The 17,271-nt window shown below is 66.5% G+C and carries 16 protein-coding genes; 7 read left to right on the top strand and 9 right to left on the bottom strand.

From position 1 onward, the window contains the following. Positions 1–702: a metal-dependent hydrolase gene (locus GV792_RS23650; RefSeq protein ID WP_163826492.1), complete on the bottom strand. Its 702-nt coding sequence runs from the start codon at positions 700–702 to the stop codon at positions 1–3. A gap of 278 nt (positions 703–980) precedes the next feature. On the opposite strand from GV792_RS23650, the gene GV792_RS29850 reads away from it, so the two are divergent. Next, positions 981–1,595, top strand: a complete 615-nt coding sequence (locus tag GV792_RS29850; RefSeq protein WP_256670732.1) for an Rv3235 family protein — start codon at positions 981–983, stop codon at positions 1,593–1,595. A 121-nt stretch (positions 1,596–1,716) separates the two neighbouring features. Next, a complete protein-coding gene (locus tag GV792_RS23640) occupies positions 1,717–2,520 on the top strand; it encodes an SDR family oxidoreductase (RefSeq protein WP_163826488.1) in 804 nt (267 codons plus the stop codon). Here the strand turns inward: GV792_RS23640 and GV792_RS23635 are convergent. Together GV792_RS23635 and GV792_RS23630 are read right to left on the bottom strand one after the other, a co-directional pair. Beyond that, positions 2,500–3,747: an MFS transporter gene (locus tag GV792_RS23635; protein WP_163826487.1), complete on the bottom strand. Its 1,248-nt coding sequence runs from the start codon at positions 3,745–3,747 to the stop codon at positions 2,500–2,502. The two genes, GV792_RS23640 and GV792_RS23635, sit on opposite strands and share 21 nt — an antisense overlap. Positions 3,748–3,791: 44 nt before the next feature. Beyond that, positions 3,792–4,271, bottom strand: coding sequence for an RrF2 family transcriptional regulator (locus GV792_RS23630; RefSeq protein WP_163826486.1), 480 nt, complete (start codon positions 4,269–4,271; stop codon positions 3,792–3,794). A gap of 59 nt (positions 4,272–4,330) precedes the next feature. Here GV792_RS23630 and GV792_RS23625 point away from each other — a divergent pair, with 59 nt between their 5' ends. Next, positions 4,331–5,170, top strand: coding sequence for a DUF72 domain-containing protein (locus tag GV792_RS23625; protein WP_163826485.1), 840 nt, complete (start codon positions 4,331–4,333; stop codon positions 5,168–5,170). Positions 5,171–5,172: 2 nt separating this feature from the next. Here the strand turns inward: GV792_RS23625 and GV792_RS23620 are convergent, their stop codons facing one another. Continuing rightward, a complete protein-coding gene (locus GV792_RS23620) occupies positions 5,173–6,684 on the bottom strand; it encodes a hypothetical protein (RefSeq protein ID WP_163826484.1) in 1,512 nt (503 codons plus the stop codon). Positions 6,685–6,945: 261 nt separating this feature from the next. Here GV792_RS23620 and GV792_RS29135 point away from each other — a divergent pair, with 261 nt between their 5' ends. Both GV792_RS29135 and ilvD read left to right on the top strand, forming a co-directional pair. Beyond that, entirely contained in the window at positions 6,946–7,287 is a 342-nt protein-coding gene (locus GV792_RS29135) for a hypothetical protein (RefSeq protein ID WP_175583101.1), read from the top strand. Positions 7,288–7,388: 101 nt separating this feature from the next. Continuing rightward, positions 7,389–9,068 carry a dihydroxy-acid dehydratase gene (ilvD, locus tag GV792_RS23610; RefSeq protein ID WP_256673876.1) on the top strand — a complete coding sequence of 560 codons (1,680 nt, stop codon included), beginning with the start codon at positions 7,389–7,391 and terminating at the stop codon, positions 9,066–9,068. A gap of 56 nt (positions 9,069–9,124) precedes the next feature. Here ilvD and GV792_RS23605 read toward each other — a convergent pair whose 3' ends face one another. The 5 genes from GV792_RS23605 to GV792_RS23585 all read right to left on the bottom strand — a co-directional run bounded on the left by GV792_RS23605 (position 9,125) and on the right by GV792_RS23585 (position 14,805). Next, the gene (locus tag GV792_RS23605) at positions 9,125–9,937 is read right to left on the bottom strand and encodes a VOC family protein (protein ID WP_163826483.1); all 813 of its coding nucleotides are present in this window, start codon (positions 9,935–9,937) and stop codon (positions 9,125–9,127) included. A gap of 106 nt (positions 9,938–10,043) precedes the next feature. Further along, the gene (locus tag GV792_RS23600; RefSeq protein ID WP_309139150.1) at positions 10,044–11,156 is read right to left on the bottom strand and encodes a PDR/VanB family oxidoreductase; all 1,113 of its coding nucleotides are present in this window, start codon (positions 11,154–11,156) and stop codon (positions 10,044–10,046) included. Then, positions 11,153–12,055: a metal-dependent hydrolase gene (locus tag GV792_RS23595; RefSeq protein WP_163826482.1), complete on the bottom strand. Its 903-nt coding sequence runs from the start codon at positions 12,053–12,055 to the stop codon at positions 11,153–11,155. Before GV792_RS23595 ends, GV792_RS23600 begins: the two co-directional genes overlap by 4 nt. 21 nt (positions 12,056–12,076) lie before the next feature. After that, a complete protein-coding gene (locus GV792_RS23590) occupies positions 12,077–13,864 on the bottom strand; it encodes an N-acyl-D-amino-acid deacylase family protein (RefSeq protein ID WP_163826563.1) in 1,788 nt (595 codons plus the stop codon). A gap of 17 nt (positions 13,865–13,881) precedes the next feature. Continuing rightward, the gene (locus tag GV792_RS23585) at positions 13,882–14,805 is read right to left on the bottom strand and encodes an alpha/beta fold hydrolase (RefSeq protein WP_163826481.1); all 924 of its coding nucleotides are present in this window, start codon (positions 14,803–14,805) and stop codon (positions 13,882–13,884) included. Positions 14,806–15,034: 229 nt separating this feature from the next. Between GV792_RS23585 and GV792_RS23580 the strand changes: the two genes are divergently transcribed. Both GV792_RS23580 and GV792_RS23575 read left to right on the top strand, forming a co-directional pair. Beyond that, positions 15,035–16,402 carry an ABC1 kinase family protein gene (locus tag GV792_RS23580; protein ID WP_163826561.1) on the top strand — a complete coding sequence of 456 codons (1,368 nt, stop codon included), beginning with the start codon at positions 15,035–15,037 and terminating at the stop codon, positions 16,400–16,402. A gap of 43 nt (positions 16,403–16,445) precedes the next feature. After that, positions 16,446–17,153 carry a TetR/AcrR family transcriptional regulator gene (locus tag GV792_RS23575; protein ID WP_163826480.1) on the top strand — a complete coding sequence of 236 codons (708 nt, stop codon included), beginning with the start codon at positions 16,446–16,448 and terminating at the stop codon, positions 17,151–17,153. Positions 17,154–17,271: the final 118 nt, after the last annotated feature.

Genomic DNA, 17,271 nt, shown 5'->3' with positions numbered 1-17,271 from the left:
CTACGGGACGGTGTGCACGTAGAGCAGGCCGATGGTGGCCACCGTCATCGCGGGCGTGAGCAGCCAGGTCTCGATCTTGTTGCCGGTACGCGAGATCAGCGGAATACCGATGCGCTTGTTCAGTGGCCACAGCAGTGGGCAACCCTTGTCGGTGAGGCAGTCACCGATCAGATGGATCAGCGCGCCCAAGCCGATCGCGAACGGTAGCCACGGTGGCACGTCCGGTAGCCAGCGTGCCATCAGCAACGTCCCACCACCGGCCAACATGATGCACGGACCATAGGCTTTGAGCGAATCACCCGAGGGGCACAGGTGCAGCGCCCGCGCGCCGAGCGCCAACATGAAGAAGATCAGCCCGAACGTGAAGTACTTGCCCCACACATGCTGTCCCGCCCAGGTGGCCCAGCCCGCGAGCAGCACGAACGCGAAACTGTGGGTGGCGTGCCGGTGCCCGCCGGACACCGCGGAAACGCCCTTGGACAGTAGATGACTCACCGGCCCGAGCGAATGCGAGATGGTGCCCTTCGGATGATCGATATCGGGAACCAGTGCCGCGCCCGCGGTGATGATCGTGCCGAGTACCAACTCCATAGCACTCACCCGCACCGGGCCATGGACCAACTCCAAGGCCGCGACCGGCGCCATGGTCGCCGTGGCCGCGAAGGCCAGCGCCCCGCTGGTGGCATGCGAGTGCCCGAGCATTCTTCTCTGTTCCCCCCAACCGGTGGACCGTCATGTGCCCGAACAACTTAGCAACACTCACAGACAGGTTCGGTTCGCCGCGTCGACCTGCTGATTCGTTGCCGCGGCGCGAGTGAACGGCCGGTTGCCGCATCGAAACGCCCGGCGGGAACGGACTCGCCGCTGCGACGGCGGAGCGGAATCCGATACCGCCCGAAGCTGATACCGGGCCGAGCACCTCTGTCACGCTGGTGTCGTTCGATCGCGCCACCGCGAGTCGAGTGCAAGGGGGTTGGGGGATGAAGGAACAGCGTCCGTGGCTCACGCCGATTCCACGGTATGAGCCGCCGGCATCGGCCTATGTGCCCGAGAGGGAACGCCGCAGGGTGCGGGCGGGCGTTCGAACACATACCGCGGCACCGATCGACGGCCCCGCGTCGGCCGAAGCGACAGTCGCGCCCGCGGCATACAGTGCGAGCAAGTGGTGTCACGCGCGTCCGGTACCGCGACAATCCGATACGGCCCGCGCGGCGCCCGCCGGCGTGCGCCGTGCCATGCGTGGCGCGTGCGCAGCCGGTGCGACACCGGCCTGCGCGGTGGAAGCGCGCGAATTCACCATGCGGACAATGCGAATAGTGCTCGAAGTCGTCGACGGCAGACGGCCGTTCGCGCAGCTGACCACCCTCGCAGATCCCCTCGTCGCCGCGGCCATGCGCACCGTAATCGCCGGCGAATCCGCACCAGGCCTCGGCCTCGGCATCGCGGTGCCCGCCCGGGTGCGGGTCATGATGGTCGATGAACGGACCGCCGAAATATGCGGTACCTACACCCGCGGCGAGCGGACCTTCGCGATGGCGGGCCGGATCGCCCGCAGGCGCGGCGATTGGCAGGTGACGACGCTGCGGCTGCTCTGAGCCGGCACGAGCCGCTTTCCCGCCGCGAACGCATCCGATACATTTCTGTATCGAACAGCGCGTAGTGACGCGACGGCGCCGAGTCCGCCGCGACTTCCGGCGAGCGAGGATCGAGGCAGCAATGACGAAAACCGCAGTGGTGACCGGGGCATCGTCGGGTATCGGCCGGGCGACCGCACACCTGCTGGCCGAACGCGGGTATCGGGTGATCGGTACCAGCCGCAACCCCGGCACCATCGCGGAGCAGGAGCGGATCCCCGGCGTGGAGTACCGCGCGCTCGACCTCGCCGATCCCGCATCGATCGAAGCGTTCGGTGTGGATCTCGGCCCGGTCGACGTGCTGGTGAACAATGCGGGGGAGAGCCAATCCGGGCCGATCGAGGAGCTGCCGCAGGAAGCGATCCAGCGGCTGTTCCAGGTCAACGTGTTCGGCCAGGTCCGGCTGGCGCAGTTGGTGCTGCCCGGTATGCGGGCCCGTGGTCACGGTCGCATCGTGATGGTCGGGTCGATGCTGGCGAGTTTCCCGCTGGCCTACCGCTCCTCGTATGTGGCGGCGAAGGCCGCGCTCAAGGGCTTCGCCGATGCTTCCCGCTTGGAGACCTCACCGTTCGGGGTGTGGATCACCACTGTCGAGCCGGGCTCGATCAGCACCGGCATCGGCGAACGACGCACCAAATACATCGCCGACGATTCGCCCTACCTGGCCGATTTCCACACCATGATCGACCGGCTCGACCGCAATGAGCAGGCAGGCATCCCGCCGGAGCAGGTGGCGGCGCTCATCCTGCGCGCCGTGGAAGCCGATAAGCCGAAGCCATTGTACGCGACCGGAAGTCGCGCACCGCTGGTCTTCACCCTGCGGCGTCTGCTGCCCGCGACGGTGATCGAGAAGGTCGTGGCCCGCTCACACGGCCTGCGTCGCTGACTCGGCGTCGAGCGTGCGTCGGGGCGCATACACGCTGCTGACCACGACAAAAATCAACGCCACCACGGCGATCGAGGCGCCGAGGCCGAAGATCGTGCCCTCGTGGGCGCCCACCGCAGCGCCACCGACGACGGTGCCGAACCCGATTCCGGCGTAGATGGCAGAGGCGTTCAACGACACCACCAGCGGAGCTTCGCCGGGTGCCGCGGCGATGAGCCGATGCTGCTGTGCTGGTGTCTGGCACCAGGTGCCCGCACCCCACAGCAGCACCAACAGTCCGACGAGCAGGGGCAATCGCACGTCTGTCGCGGCGATCCGGGCGAGCGATGCCAGCGCGACGGCCATCGTGGTGTAGCCGATCGCGAGCACCCGGGTCGGGCCCCAACGATCGGTGGCATAGCCGGACAGCAGGTTGCCCATGACCGCACCGGCGCCGTACAGGAACAGCATCACCGTCACCGAATGCTCCGCCACCCCGACGCTCGCCAGCGCGGGAACCGTGTACGCGTAGGCCACATAGCCTGCTGCCATACCGATCGCGGTCAGCGGCAAGATCGCTGTGACCGCCGGTTTCGTCAGCACCGCCAGCCGCGTTCGCAACGGCACCCGCGGATTCCCCGGCAGCGCCGGAATCAGCCGGAACAGCCAGGCCGCCACCACAAGACACAGCATCGCGACGATCCCCAGCGCGGCACGCCAGTTCAGCCAGTGCACCGCAACATTGCCCAGTGGCACGCCGAGCGCGGTCGCCACCGTCAACCCGCCGACGACGATCGCCAAGGCCCGCGCCCGCATGTCCGGCCGCACCAGCGCCGCACTCACCGCACCCGCGTTCGGCGTGTAGACGGCCGCGCCGATGGCCGCGAGCACCCGGGTGGCCAGCAGGAATCCGAAGCCCGGAGCGAGTGCGGAGCCGAGGTTCGCCACACCGAGCACGATCAGCGCCGCCACCAGCAAGGCGCGCCGTGGAATCCGTGCCGTCAGTGTCGCAAGGACCGGCGCGGTCAGCGCGTAGGCAACGGCGAAGACCGTGATGGATTGCCCTGCCTTCGCCGTCGACACCGAGAGGGACTCGGCCATATCTGGCAGGAATCCCGCGACGACGAATGCGTCGGTACCGACGGCGAATGTGCCGAGCCCGAGCATCCACACCGCGCCGAGCCCACCTGTACCCGTTCGGGTCGGGTCGGTGTCGGGAGCGGCGGCCGTAATCGGGATATTGGACATCCCTATTCTCCTCATGTGTGCACCACCGGGCGGTGGTGGATAAGTCAGACGGTCAGCTGCGCATAGGTCCGCCGGGTCCATTCGACGGTCGAGTCGGGCGTCTGCGCCATCAGGTCGGCGATGGTCTGCGCGGCGAGTTCACGCCGCCAGGCCAGGTCAGCCTTGCGCATCGCGGTGGAGACGCCGCACGGTTTGGCGAAACGGGTGGACGGTGCGGTGGTGCCGACGCCGTCGCGGCGGATCTCGGTGCAGCGAAATGCCTCGTCGGGCCCTTCGATCGCGGTCACCACATCCATCAGGGTGATTCGCGCCGGCCGTCGCGCCAGTTCGAATCCTCCGCGCGCACCGGGTATCGAGGTCAGGATCTCGGCGCGCACAAGGGCTTGAAGCCGCTTCTTCAGATACTGCTGTGGCAGATCGAACCACTGCGCCAGCCTGGCTGTGGAGATCGGTCCTCGATCCTCGAGCCAAGCGATGGTGAGGCAACAGTGGATGCCCCATTCGACGCCTTCGCCCATGCGCATGAAAGGGATATTACATGTACCGATTACACCCTGTCGGGCGGGTGCGCTAGCGTCGGAGCATGCGGCTTCATGTGGGATGTGCGATGTGGACGCATCCGCAGTGGCAGCAGCGTCATCTGCCTGCGACGGAGCGGTTGCGGTCATATGCCACCTGGTGCAATGCGGTCGAGGGCAACACCACCTTCTACGCGACCCCGTCCAGGTCCACCGTCACGGCCTGGGCCGCGCAGACCGACCCCGATTTCCGGTTCGTGGTCAAACTGCCGCGCACCATCACCCATGACCGCCGTCTGCACGGCGCCGACGCCGAGTTGGGTGCCTTCCTCGACGCGATCGAACCGCTCGGCCCGCGCAACCATGCACTGTGGATCCAACTACCCGGATCGTTCGGACCCAACGATCTGGGTATGCTCGCCGGCTTCCTGCGCGGTGTGCCGCAGGGGTATCGGGTGGCGGTCGAGGTGCGCCACGGCGGGTTCTTCACTGACGGAACTCCTGCGCGCCAGCTGGAGCGGGTGCTCGCGCGCGTCGACGCCGAATGGGTACCGTTCGACACCACAACGCTTTTCGATGCCGCCCCGACCAGCGACGGTGAGCGTGAGGCGTGGGGAAAGAAGCCGCGGCTCCCGCGCCGCATGCTGGCCCTCACCGAATACCCGATCATGCGCTATCACGGCCGCGATGCCACCGAGCTGACAGTGGCTGGCTGGCAGCCGTGGGTCCATACCGTCGCCGAGTGGCTGCGGGAGGGCAGGTCGCCCACGGTGTTCCTGCACACCCCCGACAATGCTGCCGCGCCCGAATTGGCGCGCCGATTCCACGACGACGTGCGCGCGCTGATCCCGGAGCTCGACCGGTTGCCGGAACCGATCTCGGCCGAGCCGATGACCCTGTTCTGACGCTACGACTTCCGTCCCGCTCCACCACGGAACGAGAGCGCGTGATCGCCGTAATCGGTGAGCGGACGCGACTCGACGGCCTGACGGATGCCGCTGGCAGGCAGCTGGGTCAGCTTCGCGAACATGGGTGTATTGCCGAACGCCGCGCGGACCTGCGTCTCCGAAGCGTAATCGGCGCCGTAATCGGCCAGCACGCCGAAGTTCAACGGCGCCAGTGGAGTATCCAGCGGAGTCGGTTCGGCGGGGCGGCCGAGCGCGGCGTACTGGGTCGGCGCACCCTGGTCGTACCAGCACAATTCATACGACAGCCGCTCGACCGTCGTCACGCTGACCACCGGCCAGCGTGCGGACAGCCGTAGCGCCAGCGGATGCCTGCCGACCGGCGCGATCTCCCAGTTCAGGCTCTGTACCGCGACCCAGCTGCCCGACAGTCGTTCGATCAGCACCAGATCGTCGCCGAGCTCGGCCGCGGTGTTCAGTTCGGGATCCGGTGTGCTCCAGTGGGTGCGGTCCACGCCGTGGAAGGCGGAGATATCGACGGGGTGCGCATCATCGGTCGCGTAGGCGGCGATGACCGCGGCGCGGATCTGCGCGAGGGCATCCGCCGACGAACAGCGCACCGCCAGCGCGCCGAACGACGTCGCGATATCCACCGGTTTGGACGGCGGATCGGGCAGTGCGCCGGCCGCGAGTGGCTTCAGGCCGACCAATGCCAGATTCCAGTTGATCTCCTCGATCGTGGAGAGATCGCCCGCGCTCTGATAGAGGATCTGCTGCTGGGTGAGCCGACCGGCGCGCTCCAGGGTCGGGCAATCCAGCTTGGTCAGCGCGCCGAGTGTTTTGCTGGTGAAACCGATCTCGCCGATCTTGGTCTCGCGCATGGTCGCGGTCATCGCGGGGGAGGTGAGCGCGGCGTACCGTTCGCGATACATCGCGACGGCCTGTTTGCGCTGCCTGCCGACCATCAGCGTGCGCAGCAGGGTGTTCAAGCTGGCCAGGTACTTGCTGGCTTGATCGGGATCGGCCGCGAAGAGTCCGGCTCGGATCCGCACCGCCTCTTCGGTGGCCGCGACTGCCGCGCCAGGGTCGAGACGGCACAGCCACACACCGCATTTGGACAGTCCGTCGGCGCAAACGCCCGCAGCGTTGGGGTGGGTGGACGCCACCTGGCGGTAGGCGTTGCACGCATCGCGAATGGTGGCGGTGGCCAGTTCCCGGTGCCCGATGCCGCGTGCGGCCTGTTCCAGGATGCGCAGCGCGTCTTGAACCTTGGCGGCGAACTGCGCGGAGACATGGCCATTGGTGAGCCAGCGCAGGCGGATCAGTACCGCCTCTTGCGCGGGCTCGAGGGCTGCGGCGGAACGGTCGCGTGCGGAGGGCTCGCCTTTGGTCGCGGCGAGGGCCGTGGCCAGCTCGCACAGCGATGTCGCCAACTGCAATTCGGATTCGGCCGAACGATCCATGGCCGCACGACGATCCGTGGCCACCCGGCGCTCGACGGCGCTCAGATCCATCGCGATCCCAACTCCCGCATCACCTTCCGTCTCCGGTCGCCGATCGGCCGGTCCGGGTGATCGGGCCGAGTCTGCCACAGATACGAGGTGCGCAGCACCCGGATGCGAGGGCTGCTGGGAGTAGTGTGAAACCTATTGAACGTGCCGTTGTTTAACGGTACATTAAACGTCGATCAGCAACGCGAGTCCGAGACTCCAGACGGACCGCGGCCAGGGCATCGTCGAACGAATGCGGCGGTGCAATCTGAACAAGGAGTTCCGATGAACCGAACCACCGTCCTCGCACGCACCCGCCGTGGCGTCGCCCGCGCGGCCGCCATCGCCGCGATCGCCCTTGCCCCCGCCGCGGCTGTCGTCGCCCCCGCCGTCGCCGAGCCGCTCGTGCTCGAGCCCATCGAAATCGTCGAGCAGGCGGCGCCGGATGCCTCGGCCGACGCCGTGTACGGCTATGGCTACGGGTACGGCGGCTACGGCTATGGCGGTTACGGCGGTTACGGCTACGGATACCCGAGCTACGGTTACGGCGGTTACGGCTACCCGAGCTACGGCGGGTACTACATGTGGCCCGTCATCATGTTCCCGTCGACCGGAAGCGCCTCCTGAGTCGCCGGAGCCGACATCGTGACATCGGCGTGGATGGCTGCGGGAACCGGCGCGAGGCGAGCATGATGAGGATCGTGGCCGACCTTCCTGAGAACCCGGATATGAAACCCCGCAGCCGTGATGTCACCGATGGCCTGGAGAAGACCGCCGCGCGCGGGATGCTGCGCGCGGTCGGTATGGGCGACGACGATTTCGAGAAGGCGCAGATCGGAGTGGCCTCGTCGTGGAACGAGATCACCCCGTGCAATCTCTCGCTGGATCGGCTCGCCCAGGGATGTAAGGACGGCGTCTTCGCCGCCGGCGGGTACCCGATGCAGTTCGGCACCATCTCGGTTTCGGACGGCATCTCCATGGGACACGAAGGGATGCATTTCTCCCTGGTCTCGCGGGAGGTGATCGCCGACAGCGTCGAGACGGTCATGCAGGCAGAGCGTCTCGACGGCTCGGTCCTGCTCGCGGGCTGCGATAAATCGCTGCCCGGCATGATGATGGCGGCGGCCAGACTGAACCTGGCGAGCGTCTTCCTCTACGCGGGCTCGATCCTGCCCGGAATCGCGAAGTTGTCGGACGGCAGCGAACGCGAAGTGACGATCATCGATGCGTTCGAGGCGGTCGGCGCCTGTTCGCGCGGGTTGATGAGCCGGGAAGATGTCGACGCCATCGAGCGGGCGATCTGCCCCGGTGAGGGTGCATGCGGCGGCATGTACACCGCGAACACCATGGCCAGCGCCGCCGAAGCGCTCGGGATGTCGCTGCCGGGCAGTGCGGCACCACCCGCGGCCGACCGCCGCCGGGACGGTTATGCCCGCCGTAGCGGCCAGGCTGTCGTCGAGTTGATCCGGCGCGGAATCACCACCTCCGACATCCTCACCAAAGAAGCCTTCGAGAACGCGATCGCTGTCGTGATGGCGTTCGGCGGCTCGACCAATGCGGTACTGCACCTGCTGGCGATCGCGCACGAGGCGAATGTCGATCTCACCCTCGACGACTTCGCCCGGGTCGGCCGCCGAGTTCCGCATCTGGCCGACGTCAAACCATTCGGCAAGCACGTGATGACCGATGTGGACCGCATCGGTGGAGTGCCGGTGATGATGAAAGCGCTGCTCGACGCCGGTCTGCTGCACGGTGAGTGCCTGACCGTGACCGGCCGCACGGTCGCCGAGAATCTGGCCGAGATCGCACCGCCCGACCCGGACGGCAAGGTGGTCCGCGCGATGTCGGAGCCGATTCATCCGACCGGTGGGATCACGATCCTCGCCGGATCGCTGGCCCCCGGCGGTGCCGTGGTCAAGTCGGCGGGCTTCGATTCGGATGTCTTCCTCGGTACCGCGCGAGTTTTCGATCGGGAGCGGGCGGCGATGGATGCGCTCGAAGACGGCACGATCACCGCGGGCGATGTCGTCGTCATCCGCTACGAGGGTCCGAAGGGCGGGCCGGGCATGCGGGAAATGCTGGCGATCACCGCGGCGATCAAAGGCGCCGGCCTTGGCAAGGACGTGCTGCTGCTGACCGATGGCCGATTCTCCGGTGGCACCACCGGGCTGTGTGTCGGTCACGTCGCGCCCGAGGCGGTGGACGGCGGCCCGATCGCGTTCGTCCGCGACGGGGACAGGATTCAGCTCGATGTCGCGGCCGGCACGCTCGACCTGCTCATCGAGCCCGAAGAACTGGAACGCCGGGCCGCGGGATGGGCTCCGTTGCCGCCCCGCTATACCCGTGGCGTGCTGGCGAAGTATTCGAAGCTGGTCGGTTCGGCCTCGTTCGGTGCGGTCTGCGACTGACCGGCGACCACCGGGGGGCGCTCGAATCGATGCGCCTCGAGCGCCTGCCGCTGTGGTCAGCCCGACTGCCCGGTCGGTGGTTCGCCGACGGTGCTGGTCGGATCGATGATGGCGAACGTCTCGCCCTGCGGCCCGCGCACCACACCCTGACGGCCGAACGGACTGTCGCCCGGACCGCTGATCACGGTCGCGCCGAGCTCGGTCGCTCGGGTGAGTGCGGTATCGGCGTTGTCCACCTGGAACCACGCCAACCAGTACGAGCTGTTATCGCCGGGCATCTTCGTCACGTCGTTGATGCCGCCGAGCGGGCGGTCGTTTCCGTCGGAGGCGAAGGTCGAGTAGACGAAGTTCTCGCCGTCACCGATTTCGGTGTAGTTCCAGTCGAAGACCGAGGCGTAGAACTCCTGTGCGCGACGGTAGTCGCCGGTGTGCAGTTCGTTCCAGCAGTAGGCGCCGTGCTCGTTGTACACGCCCGCACCGCGGTGGGCCTTGGCCTGCCACACCCCGAAGACGCCGCCGGTCGGGTCGGAGGCAATGAACATGCGGCCCACGTCGAGCACATCGAACGGCGGCATCACGACCGTACCCCCGGCAGCGCCGACGCGCGCGGCCACGGCATCCGCGTCGTCGGCGGCGATATAGGTGGTCCACACCGATGGCATCGGCATCCCGGCGGGTTTGGGGCCGATACCCGCCGCCGGACGGCCATTGCGCAGCGCGATGAGATACCCGCCCGCCTCCTGCGGCATATCGGTGATCTCCCAGCCGAACAGATCGGCATAGAACCGGCGAGCACGAGCCATATCGTCGACCTGGCTGTCCACCCAGCACGGCGTTCCTTCCGGCCAGGCATCGTCACGAGTAGGCATCAGCAGATCCTCCCTGGCAGTCGAGTCGGAAAACCGACCGTCCGAACCTGGTCGGCGTCTACCAAGTGAACCACTCGGGCGCACGCCTGGACAGGGTTCGCTCGATTCAGAGGTCGAGAACCAGGCGGCCACCGTCGCAGCGGGAGATGCACAGCAGCATGGCGCCCGCGGCACGTTCGGCCTCGGTGAGAGCGGTGTCGCGGTGGTCGGGGGCGCCGCCGAGTACCCGGACCACGCAGGTGCGGCAGAAGCCCTGACGACAGGAGTACGGGGTGGCGGGCCGGGTGTCGAGGACGGTCTCGAGGGCGGTGCGGTCGGCGGGGACGTCGATGATCGTGCCGGTGCGGGCCAGCTCGATCTGGAAGGGCTTGCCGTCGACGATCGGGGGAGTGGAGAACCGTTCGGAGTGCAGCGCGACATCGGGCAGCTCACGGACCGCGGCCGCGACGGTGTCGGTCATGGCGACCGGGCCGCAGCAGAAGATCGCGGTACCGGGACCCACGCCGGGAAGCAGATCCGCACCGGTGGGCAGGCCGTGCTCATCGTCGGTGCGCACGGTGACGCGGTCGCCGAATTCCGTGAGCTCGGCGAGGAACGGGAGGGTGTCACGATTACGCCCGGCGTACACCATCGTCCATTCCACGCCCAGTCGCTGCGCCATCCGCACCATCGGAAGGATCGGCGTGATCCCGATGCCTCCGGCCACGAAATGCGCTCGTACCGATCGTGATCCGCTGTGGCCCGGCACGACGAACGGAAACGCGTTGCGCGGTCCACGTATCCACACCGTGTCACCGACGCACAAATCCTGGTGAACCTCGACCGAACCACCACCGCCGCCGGGAATCCGGCGCACCGCGATGCGGTAGCTGGAGGTATCACCGGGGTCGCCGCACAGCGAGTACTGCCGGACCCGACCGGAGGGCAGTTCGAGGTCGAGGTGCGCACCGGGGAACCACCGTGGTAGATCGCCGCCCTCCGCTGCTCGCAGCGACAGGCTGACCACGTCGGTGTCGTGGGCGACCGAGTGCCGTTCGGTGATCGTCAGTGGGGTGCGCAGATCGTCGGCGGCGAGCGCTCGTTCGCGGCGATGTACCAGGCCGGCCCAGCCCAATCGGAGTGTCGCCAGTCGCGCCATCGTCCGCATCAGGATGTCGCGATCACGTGTGCCGTAGAGCGCGGGCGGTACCTCGGTCGGTGCGGGGTACAGCGCGTTCACGACGCGATTGCCCTGGCCGCGGGTGAAGTGGCCAGATAGGCCACCGCCTGACTGGTCGAACCCACAGATTCCGGCGAATAGCGCGGGTTGAACGTCGACAGGGCGCTCCACAGCAACGACGGCACACCCGGTAGCGCACCGCGCCACATCGCACCGAACAGCTTCATCGTCAGCCGCCAGTAGCCCATGTTCGGCAGGCTCGGATCGGCCGTGACGAGAAACTTGGTGCCGCGCGCTACCAGCACGATGAACAGCGGAAACACCAGCAGCATCGGAATCGCTCGCCGCAGATATCCGGCGCCGAAATACACCGCGACATCGTGGGCGACATGGCGGTGTTCGACCTCTTCGGCCCCATGCCACCGGTACAGGTCCGCCATCCGGGGATCGGCGTCCTTACCTTCCAGATCGGCATTGAGTACCCAGTCGCCGAGGAAGGCGAAGAAATGCTCGAGACACGCAATAATCGCCAGGCGCTCTATCAGATGCTGGCGCCGCGCGTGTTCGGTCCGTGCAGGTCGCGGACCGGCTGCCTTGCGGAACAGGAATTCCGCCTGCCGCACATAGGGTTCGACATCGATACCCTGGCCCGCAAGTACCGTGTTGAGCACCTCGTTGTGGGTTTCGGCGTGCATCGACTCCTGGCCGATGAACCCGATCATGTCCTCGCGCACTTTCTCGTCGCGCACCATCGATAGCGCCTCGTTGAATGTCTGGCAGAACATCCGCTCACCCTCGGGCAGCAGCAGATTCAGCGAGTTCATCACGTGTGAGGCGATCGGCTCGTCCGGCATCCAGTTCAGCGGGGTATCGATCCAGTCGAAACGAACATTGCGTGCCTGCAAGGACACGGCGCCGGGATCGACGCTCGACTGCTCGGTCTTCCTGCGAAGTTTCATTCCCTGTCGTCCCATCCGGTCTCAGGCGCGCGCGGCGGCGGATTCTGGTGTGCGTCGGGACTGTTGCCCGGCGCGCAGGAACTGCCCGGTGCCCCAGTTCTTTCCGAGCCCTTCGGCGAAGACACCGTCCCGGAAGACGGGTACGCCGTTGACGACGGTGGCCAGCACGGCCCGGTCATTGCGGTTGACCATCCGATCGAGCCCGAACTCCGGCATCGGGTGTTCATGGAGCTCGTGCACCGACTCGTCGAGCCCGGCGGGATCGACGATCACCAGGTCGGCCCGGTCGCCGCGACGCAGGAAGCCCGCATCGATGCCGTACCACTGCGCGAGTTCGCCGGTCAGCCTGTGCACCGCGTGCTCGATCGAAAGGAACGGCCGCTCGGTCGTCTGGGCTCGTGCGACCCGTTCCAGCAACCGCAGGTGGTAGTTGTAGAAGGCCATATTGCGCAGGTGCGCACCTGCGTCGCCGAAGCCCATCTGCACGCCCGGATTGGCGGCCAGTTTGTCGGCGTACTTCGGGCGGTGATTGGCCACCGTCGTGCGCCAGCGCAGCTCGGTTCCGTATTCGACGACCAGGTCCAGATAGGCGTCCACGGGATGGATTCCGCGATCCACACCGACCTGCCCGATGGACTTGCCGACCACCCTTTCGTCCGGGCAGGCCAGGATTTCGGCGTCGAAGAAGTTGCGATGCCAGATCCGCGGCGAGAATTTGTCGTCGTAGTTCTTGCGGAACCAGCGCCGGTAATCCTCGTCGCGCAGCAGTTCGTTGCGCTCGACCTCGTCCTCGAGATGCAGTGCCGCAGCACCAGCGCCGAATTCCTCGAACACCACCAGATCGATGCCGTCGGCGTAGACGGTGAACGGTACCGGCAGATGCTGCCAGCGGAATTCGGTGCGCGCGAACCGGTTCAACAGCGGTGCGGTGTACATCATGAAGTAGACCAGTGGCGGATAGGCCTTCGAATCGGCCGCCGACAACAGCGAGGTCTTGAGCTTCTTGCGCCCGGCCAACCCCGAGCTGGCGAGGAAGAACTTCCAGATATTGGGCCGGAAGTTCACTGTCGGCGCGCTCTGCAGAATGCGCTCACGTCTGCGCAATACCTTGTTCAATGCCCGGATCTCTGCACGGCGCGCATAGGTCGACGGCAGCGAACGTGAACGGTAGATATCGCCGTCGATCTTGTCGAGTGTGTTCGACATCGACGACATCCCGAGGAATCCCGCGTCCACGGCCTGGTCGAGATAGGCCTGCATCCGGTCGAGTTCGGCGCGCGAGGGCTTGGTGTCCCTGGTAACGGCGCGGTCCAGCCCGAGCACATGCGTGCGCAGGTCCGAATGACCCAGGAAAGCAGCGACATTCGGTCCGAGCGGCAAGGCGTCGAGCGCCTTCGCGTACTCGGCCGGATCACTCCAGGTGCGTTCGCGCTCGAGCACACCGTGCACGGCATCCCGCGGCACCGCCTCGACCCGGCTGAAGATATCTGCGCAGTCGGAGTTGGAGGCCAGGATCGTCGACAGCGAGCAATTACCGACGACGACGGTGGTGACGCCGTGCCGCACCGACTCCGAGAGCTCGGGTTTGATCAGCACTTCGGCGTCGTAGTGGGTGTGCACGTCGATGAATCCGGGCATCACCCACTTGCCGCCGGCGTCGATCACTTCGGTATTCGCGCCGACCGGTAGTGGGTCGGCCGACACCTGCTCGACGATGCCGTCGCGAATGCCAAGATCGCGGCGCAGCGGCGCGGCGCCGGTGCCATCGAACCAGGTGCCGTCGGTGATGACGAGGTCGAAGTCGGACAGCGGATGCTCCTTGCTGGTCATCGGGTGCGGTGGTCGTCGATGAACGCCGCGCCGAGCTCGACCACGAGTTCGGGATTCTTGAACGGCAGCCAATGCCCGAACGGCACATCGTGGCGCACGACATCCGCAGCCCAGCGACCGGTGTCGTCGTAGCCCACCGGCCGTACCGCGACATCGCGGGTATTGACCACCAGCTGAACCGGCACCTTCGTGTAGCGCTCGCGCGGCCGGGTCATCCGCGCGATGATGTTGGCGCGGTAGAACTTCAAGCCCGAGACCATATCGCGGTTCAGCGAATCGGCCACGTGCACCCGCTCGCCGGGGATGCCCTCGACCACCCGGAGGAACAGCCGCCACGACCGGGCCCGGCCGAAGGCGCGCCACACCAGATCCGACAGCACCGGCACCATGAAGAACCCGGTGTAGGCCGAGGAGACCAGCTGGGTGAGCGGGCCCCACATGTTGCGCGGCGTCGGGTTCGACAGCCGGGTACGCACCCAGTGCGCGAGATGATCCAGGTTGGGTCCGGAGATCGAGGTGAACGACGCGATCCGTCGATCGGCGTCCGGCTCGCACACCGCTTCCCAGACCTGCACCGATCCCCAGTCGTGGGCGATCACGTGCACCGGCCGATCCGGGCTGACGGCATCGACGACGGCGAAGAAATCGGTGGCGAGCTCCTCTAGCCGGTACCGCGCCACCTGCTTCGGCGCACTGGATTCCCCGTAGCCCCTGGTGTCGTAGGCGATGACGTGGAACCGCTGCGCCAGCAGCGGGATCACCCCGTCCCACAGGTGGTGGGTATCCGGCCAACCGTGCACCAGCACCACCGGCTCCGCCTCCGGGTTTCCGTACTCGAAGACGGCGATGTCGATATCACCGTTTCCGACGACGCGGCGCCGCTGCGGTGCCCGGTCGTCGGTCTTCAGTTCGCCCGTCATCAGGCCCCTTCCCTCGGGCTTCGTTGCCCGTCGCCACCCGGTACATATGCAGTACCGCCAGTACTGGGTAACGAGTGTTGCTACATGAGTGAAGGATGTCAACCTCGGGCGTGATGCGGCGCAGTGATCGAGCACAGATTCGCGCCGGATGGTCGACAAGGATCGGGGCGACGCGCGAGAGTGGCGTGACGCGCGTCATACGGCGCGCGGCCGAGGGAGGTGGGAGAAGGTGGCCGGTCGCGTGCCGAAGGGGCGTTTCGCGCGGGGGAGCAGGCTCGGCCGGTTGGCGGCGGGACAAGCGGTGCGCGGTGTCGGTACTCGCTTGTCGATGGTCGGCCGAACCGAGCAGGCGCGGCAGGTGCTCGCCGAACGGTCGGCCCTGCAAACCGCACAGCAGATCGTCACCGTTCTCGGCAGTATGAAGGGCGCGGCGATGAAGCTTGGCCAGATGCTGTCGGTGCTCGATATCGAGATGGTGCCGGAATCGCACCGCGAGCTGTTCCGGCTCAAACTCGCCGAACTCCGCGATCACGCACCCGCGGTTTCCTTCGCGCAGATGCGCAAGGTCATCGAAGACGACCTCGGCCCGTTGGCCAGAGCCTTCGCCGACTTCGACGAGACGCCGGTGGCTGCGGCGTCCATCGGTCAGGTCTATCGGGCGAGATTGCACGACGGCCGCGCGGTCGCGGTCAAAGCGCAGTACCCCGGCGTGGACGAGGCCATTGCCGCTGACATGCGCAACCTCGAGTTCTTCAGCACAATGTGGAAGTCCATCCTGCCGAGCGCGGCCGATGCTGCCGTCCTCGACGAGATCACCCGCAATCTCGAACGTGAACTGGACTATCCGCGCGAGGCGCGGACCCAGCATCGGGTGGCCGCGCGCTACCGTGATCATCCGTTCATCACGGTCCCCGACAGCGTCGAAGAACTCTGTACGCGCCACGTTCTGGTGACCGAACTGGTGGAAGGCAGGCAGTTCCAGCAGATCCGGGAGCTGCCGGAGGCCGAACGGGATCGGATCGGCGAGCTCATCTACCGCTTCTACGTCAGTTCGCTGTTCGCCGACCACGAATTCTGTGGTGATCCGCATCCGGGCAATATCCTGCTCGCCGACGACGGGCGCGTGGGTTTCGTGGACTTCGGTCTCTACAACCGGATGGATCCGGTCCACGTCGACTTCGAGCGCATGTGTATGCGCTTCGCCGGTGAGCAGCGGGCCGAGGACCTGTACGACGCCTGGGTCGGGCGCGGCATCATCGCCCCGGACGCAGGCGTCAGCCCGCGGGAATGCCTCGAATACGTCTGGGCTGCCGCGGGTTGGCATCTGCTCGACGAACCGATCACCATCACCCCCGAACTCGCCACCGGGGCGGTGGTGCTCGCTGTCGACCCGCGGGCATCCGAGTTCAAGGGGATGCGTCATCAGCTCCTTCCGCCGGAGCATGTGTTCTCCCGCCGCGCCGACCTGTTCACCTATGCCGCACTCGGCCAGCTCGGGTCGACCAACAATTGGCATCGCATCGCTCGCGAATGGCTCTACGACGAACCGCCCGTCACCGAGATCGGACTCGCCACGGCGCAGTGGTTGAGCCGCTAAGGTGAGCGGTGCTCATTTTCGGCGAGAACGGCAGGGGAGTGCGATGCCCGCGAAGATAGTTGGTCAGCGTCGACGTCCTAGCCAGGAGCGTGCCAAGGCGACGCGGGAACACATCCTGGACACCGCTGCGCGCTTGTTCGGCGAACGCGGCATCGCCAACACCTCGACCAATAGGATCGCCACCGAAGCCGGCCTGAGCATCGGCACGGTCTACCGTTATTTCTCCGACCGAACCGTCATCGTGGAGGAACTGCTCGGGAGGCTGCTCGAAGACATCGAAAGACGCTTCACCCAGCGGGTATTCGATCTGTCGGAGAATTCGATCGAGAATGTGACCGTCGGCGTGCTCGAGGTGATCACCGAGGAACTCGTCGCCAATGCGGAACTGGTGCGCGCCCTCGTTGCCGGAGTTCAGTTCTACAACAGCGGAATTCCCGAATTCGAGCCGCGGCTGCGACTACTGGTCAAGGTGTTGTTGATCCAAGTCCTCGGCCCTGGCGATGATCACGAATACGACCTGATGACCTTCGTCGTGCTCAACACCGGTTTCGCTGCCGTGCTGCGGGCATCGGCCCTCGAAGTGACCATCGAGGAGCGCCAGGAGGCGATCGCGATGACCGCGCGCATGATCGGCGCCTGGTTCGAGGTCGAAGCGGCAGCCCGCGGACTCGGCGAGACGCGGTTCAACGGGCTGGCCGGTGTCGGTATCCGGCAGGTTGGTCCGGCGGCTCGGGTGGATAGCAAAAAGTGAGCGGTCGCCTAGGTATCTCTGTTCAGGCTTGTCGTTTTCTCTGGCCATACCGCTTGTATTGCAAGGTAGAGGCCATGTTCAGGGGCAATCAGTAGGAGATGTAAAGAGGAGTGGAAGG

This window comes from Nocardia cyriacigeorgica, from assembly GCF_010868145.1.
Taxonomy (GTDB): Bacteria; Actinomycetota; Actinomycetes; order Mycobacteriales; family Mycobacteriaceae; genus Nocardia; species Nocardia cyriacigeorgica_D.
This window is presented reverse-complemented; position numbering and strand designations above follow the sequence as displayed.

Excerpts from the sequence above, each read along its gene's own strand:
- GV792_RS23650 (WP_163826492.1), bottom strand. The coding sequence starts at position 702 with ATGCTCGGGCACTCGCATGCCACCAGCGGGGCGCTGGCCTTCGCGGCC.
- GV792_RS29850 (WP_256670732.1), top strand. The coding sequence starts at position 981 with ATGAAGGAACAGCGTCCGTGGCTCACGCCGATTCCACGGTATGAGCCG.
- GV792_RS23640 (WP_163826488.1), top strand. The coding sequence starts at position 1,717 with ATGACGAAAACCGCAGTGGTGACCGGGGCATCGTCGGGTATCGGCCGG.
- GV792_RS23635 (WP_163826487.1), bottom strand. The coding sequence starts at position 3,747 with ATGTCCAATATCCCGATTACGGCCGCCGCTCCCGACACCGACCCGACC.
- GV792_RS23630 (WP_163826486.1), bottom strand. The coding sequence starts at position 4,271 with ATGCGCATGGGCGAAGGCGTCGAATGGGGCATCCACTGTTGCCTCACC.
- GV792_RS23625 (WP_163826485.1), top strand. The coding sequence starts at position 4,331 with ATGCGGCTTCATGTGGGATGTGCGATGTGGACGCATCCGCAGTGGCAG.
- GV792_RS23620 (WP_163826484.1), bottom strand. The coding sequence starts at position 6,684 with ATGGATCTGAGCGCCGTCGAGCGCCGGGTGGCCACGGATCGTCGTGCG.
- GV792_RS29135 (WP_175583101.1), top strand. The coding sequence starts at position 6,946 with ATGAACCGAACCACCGTCCTCGCACGCACCCGCCGTGGCGTCGCCCGC.
- ilvD (WP_256673876.1), top strand. The coding sequence starts at position 7,389 with ATGAAACCCCGCAGCCGTGATGTCACCGATGGCCTGGAGAAGACCGCC.
- GV792_RS23605 (WP_163826483.1), bottom strand. The coding sequence starts at position 9,937 with ATGCCTACTCGTGACGATGCCTGGCCGGAAGGAACGCCGTGCTGGGTG.
- GV792_RS23595 (WP_163826482.1), bottom strand. The coding sequence starts at position 12,055 with ATGAAACTTCGCAGGAAGACCGAGCAGTCGAGCGTCGATCCCGGCGCC.
- GV792_RS23585 (WP_163826481.1), bottom strand. The coding sequence starts at position 14,805 with ATGACGGGCGAACTGAAGACCGACGACCGGGCACCGCAGCGGCGCCGC.
- GV792_RS23575 (WP_163826480.1), top strand. The coding sequence starts at position 16,446 with ATGCCCGCGAAGATAGTTGGTCAGCGTCGACGTCCTAGCCAGGAGCGT.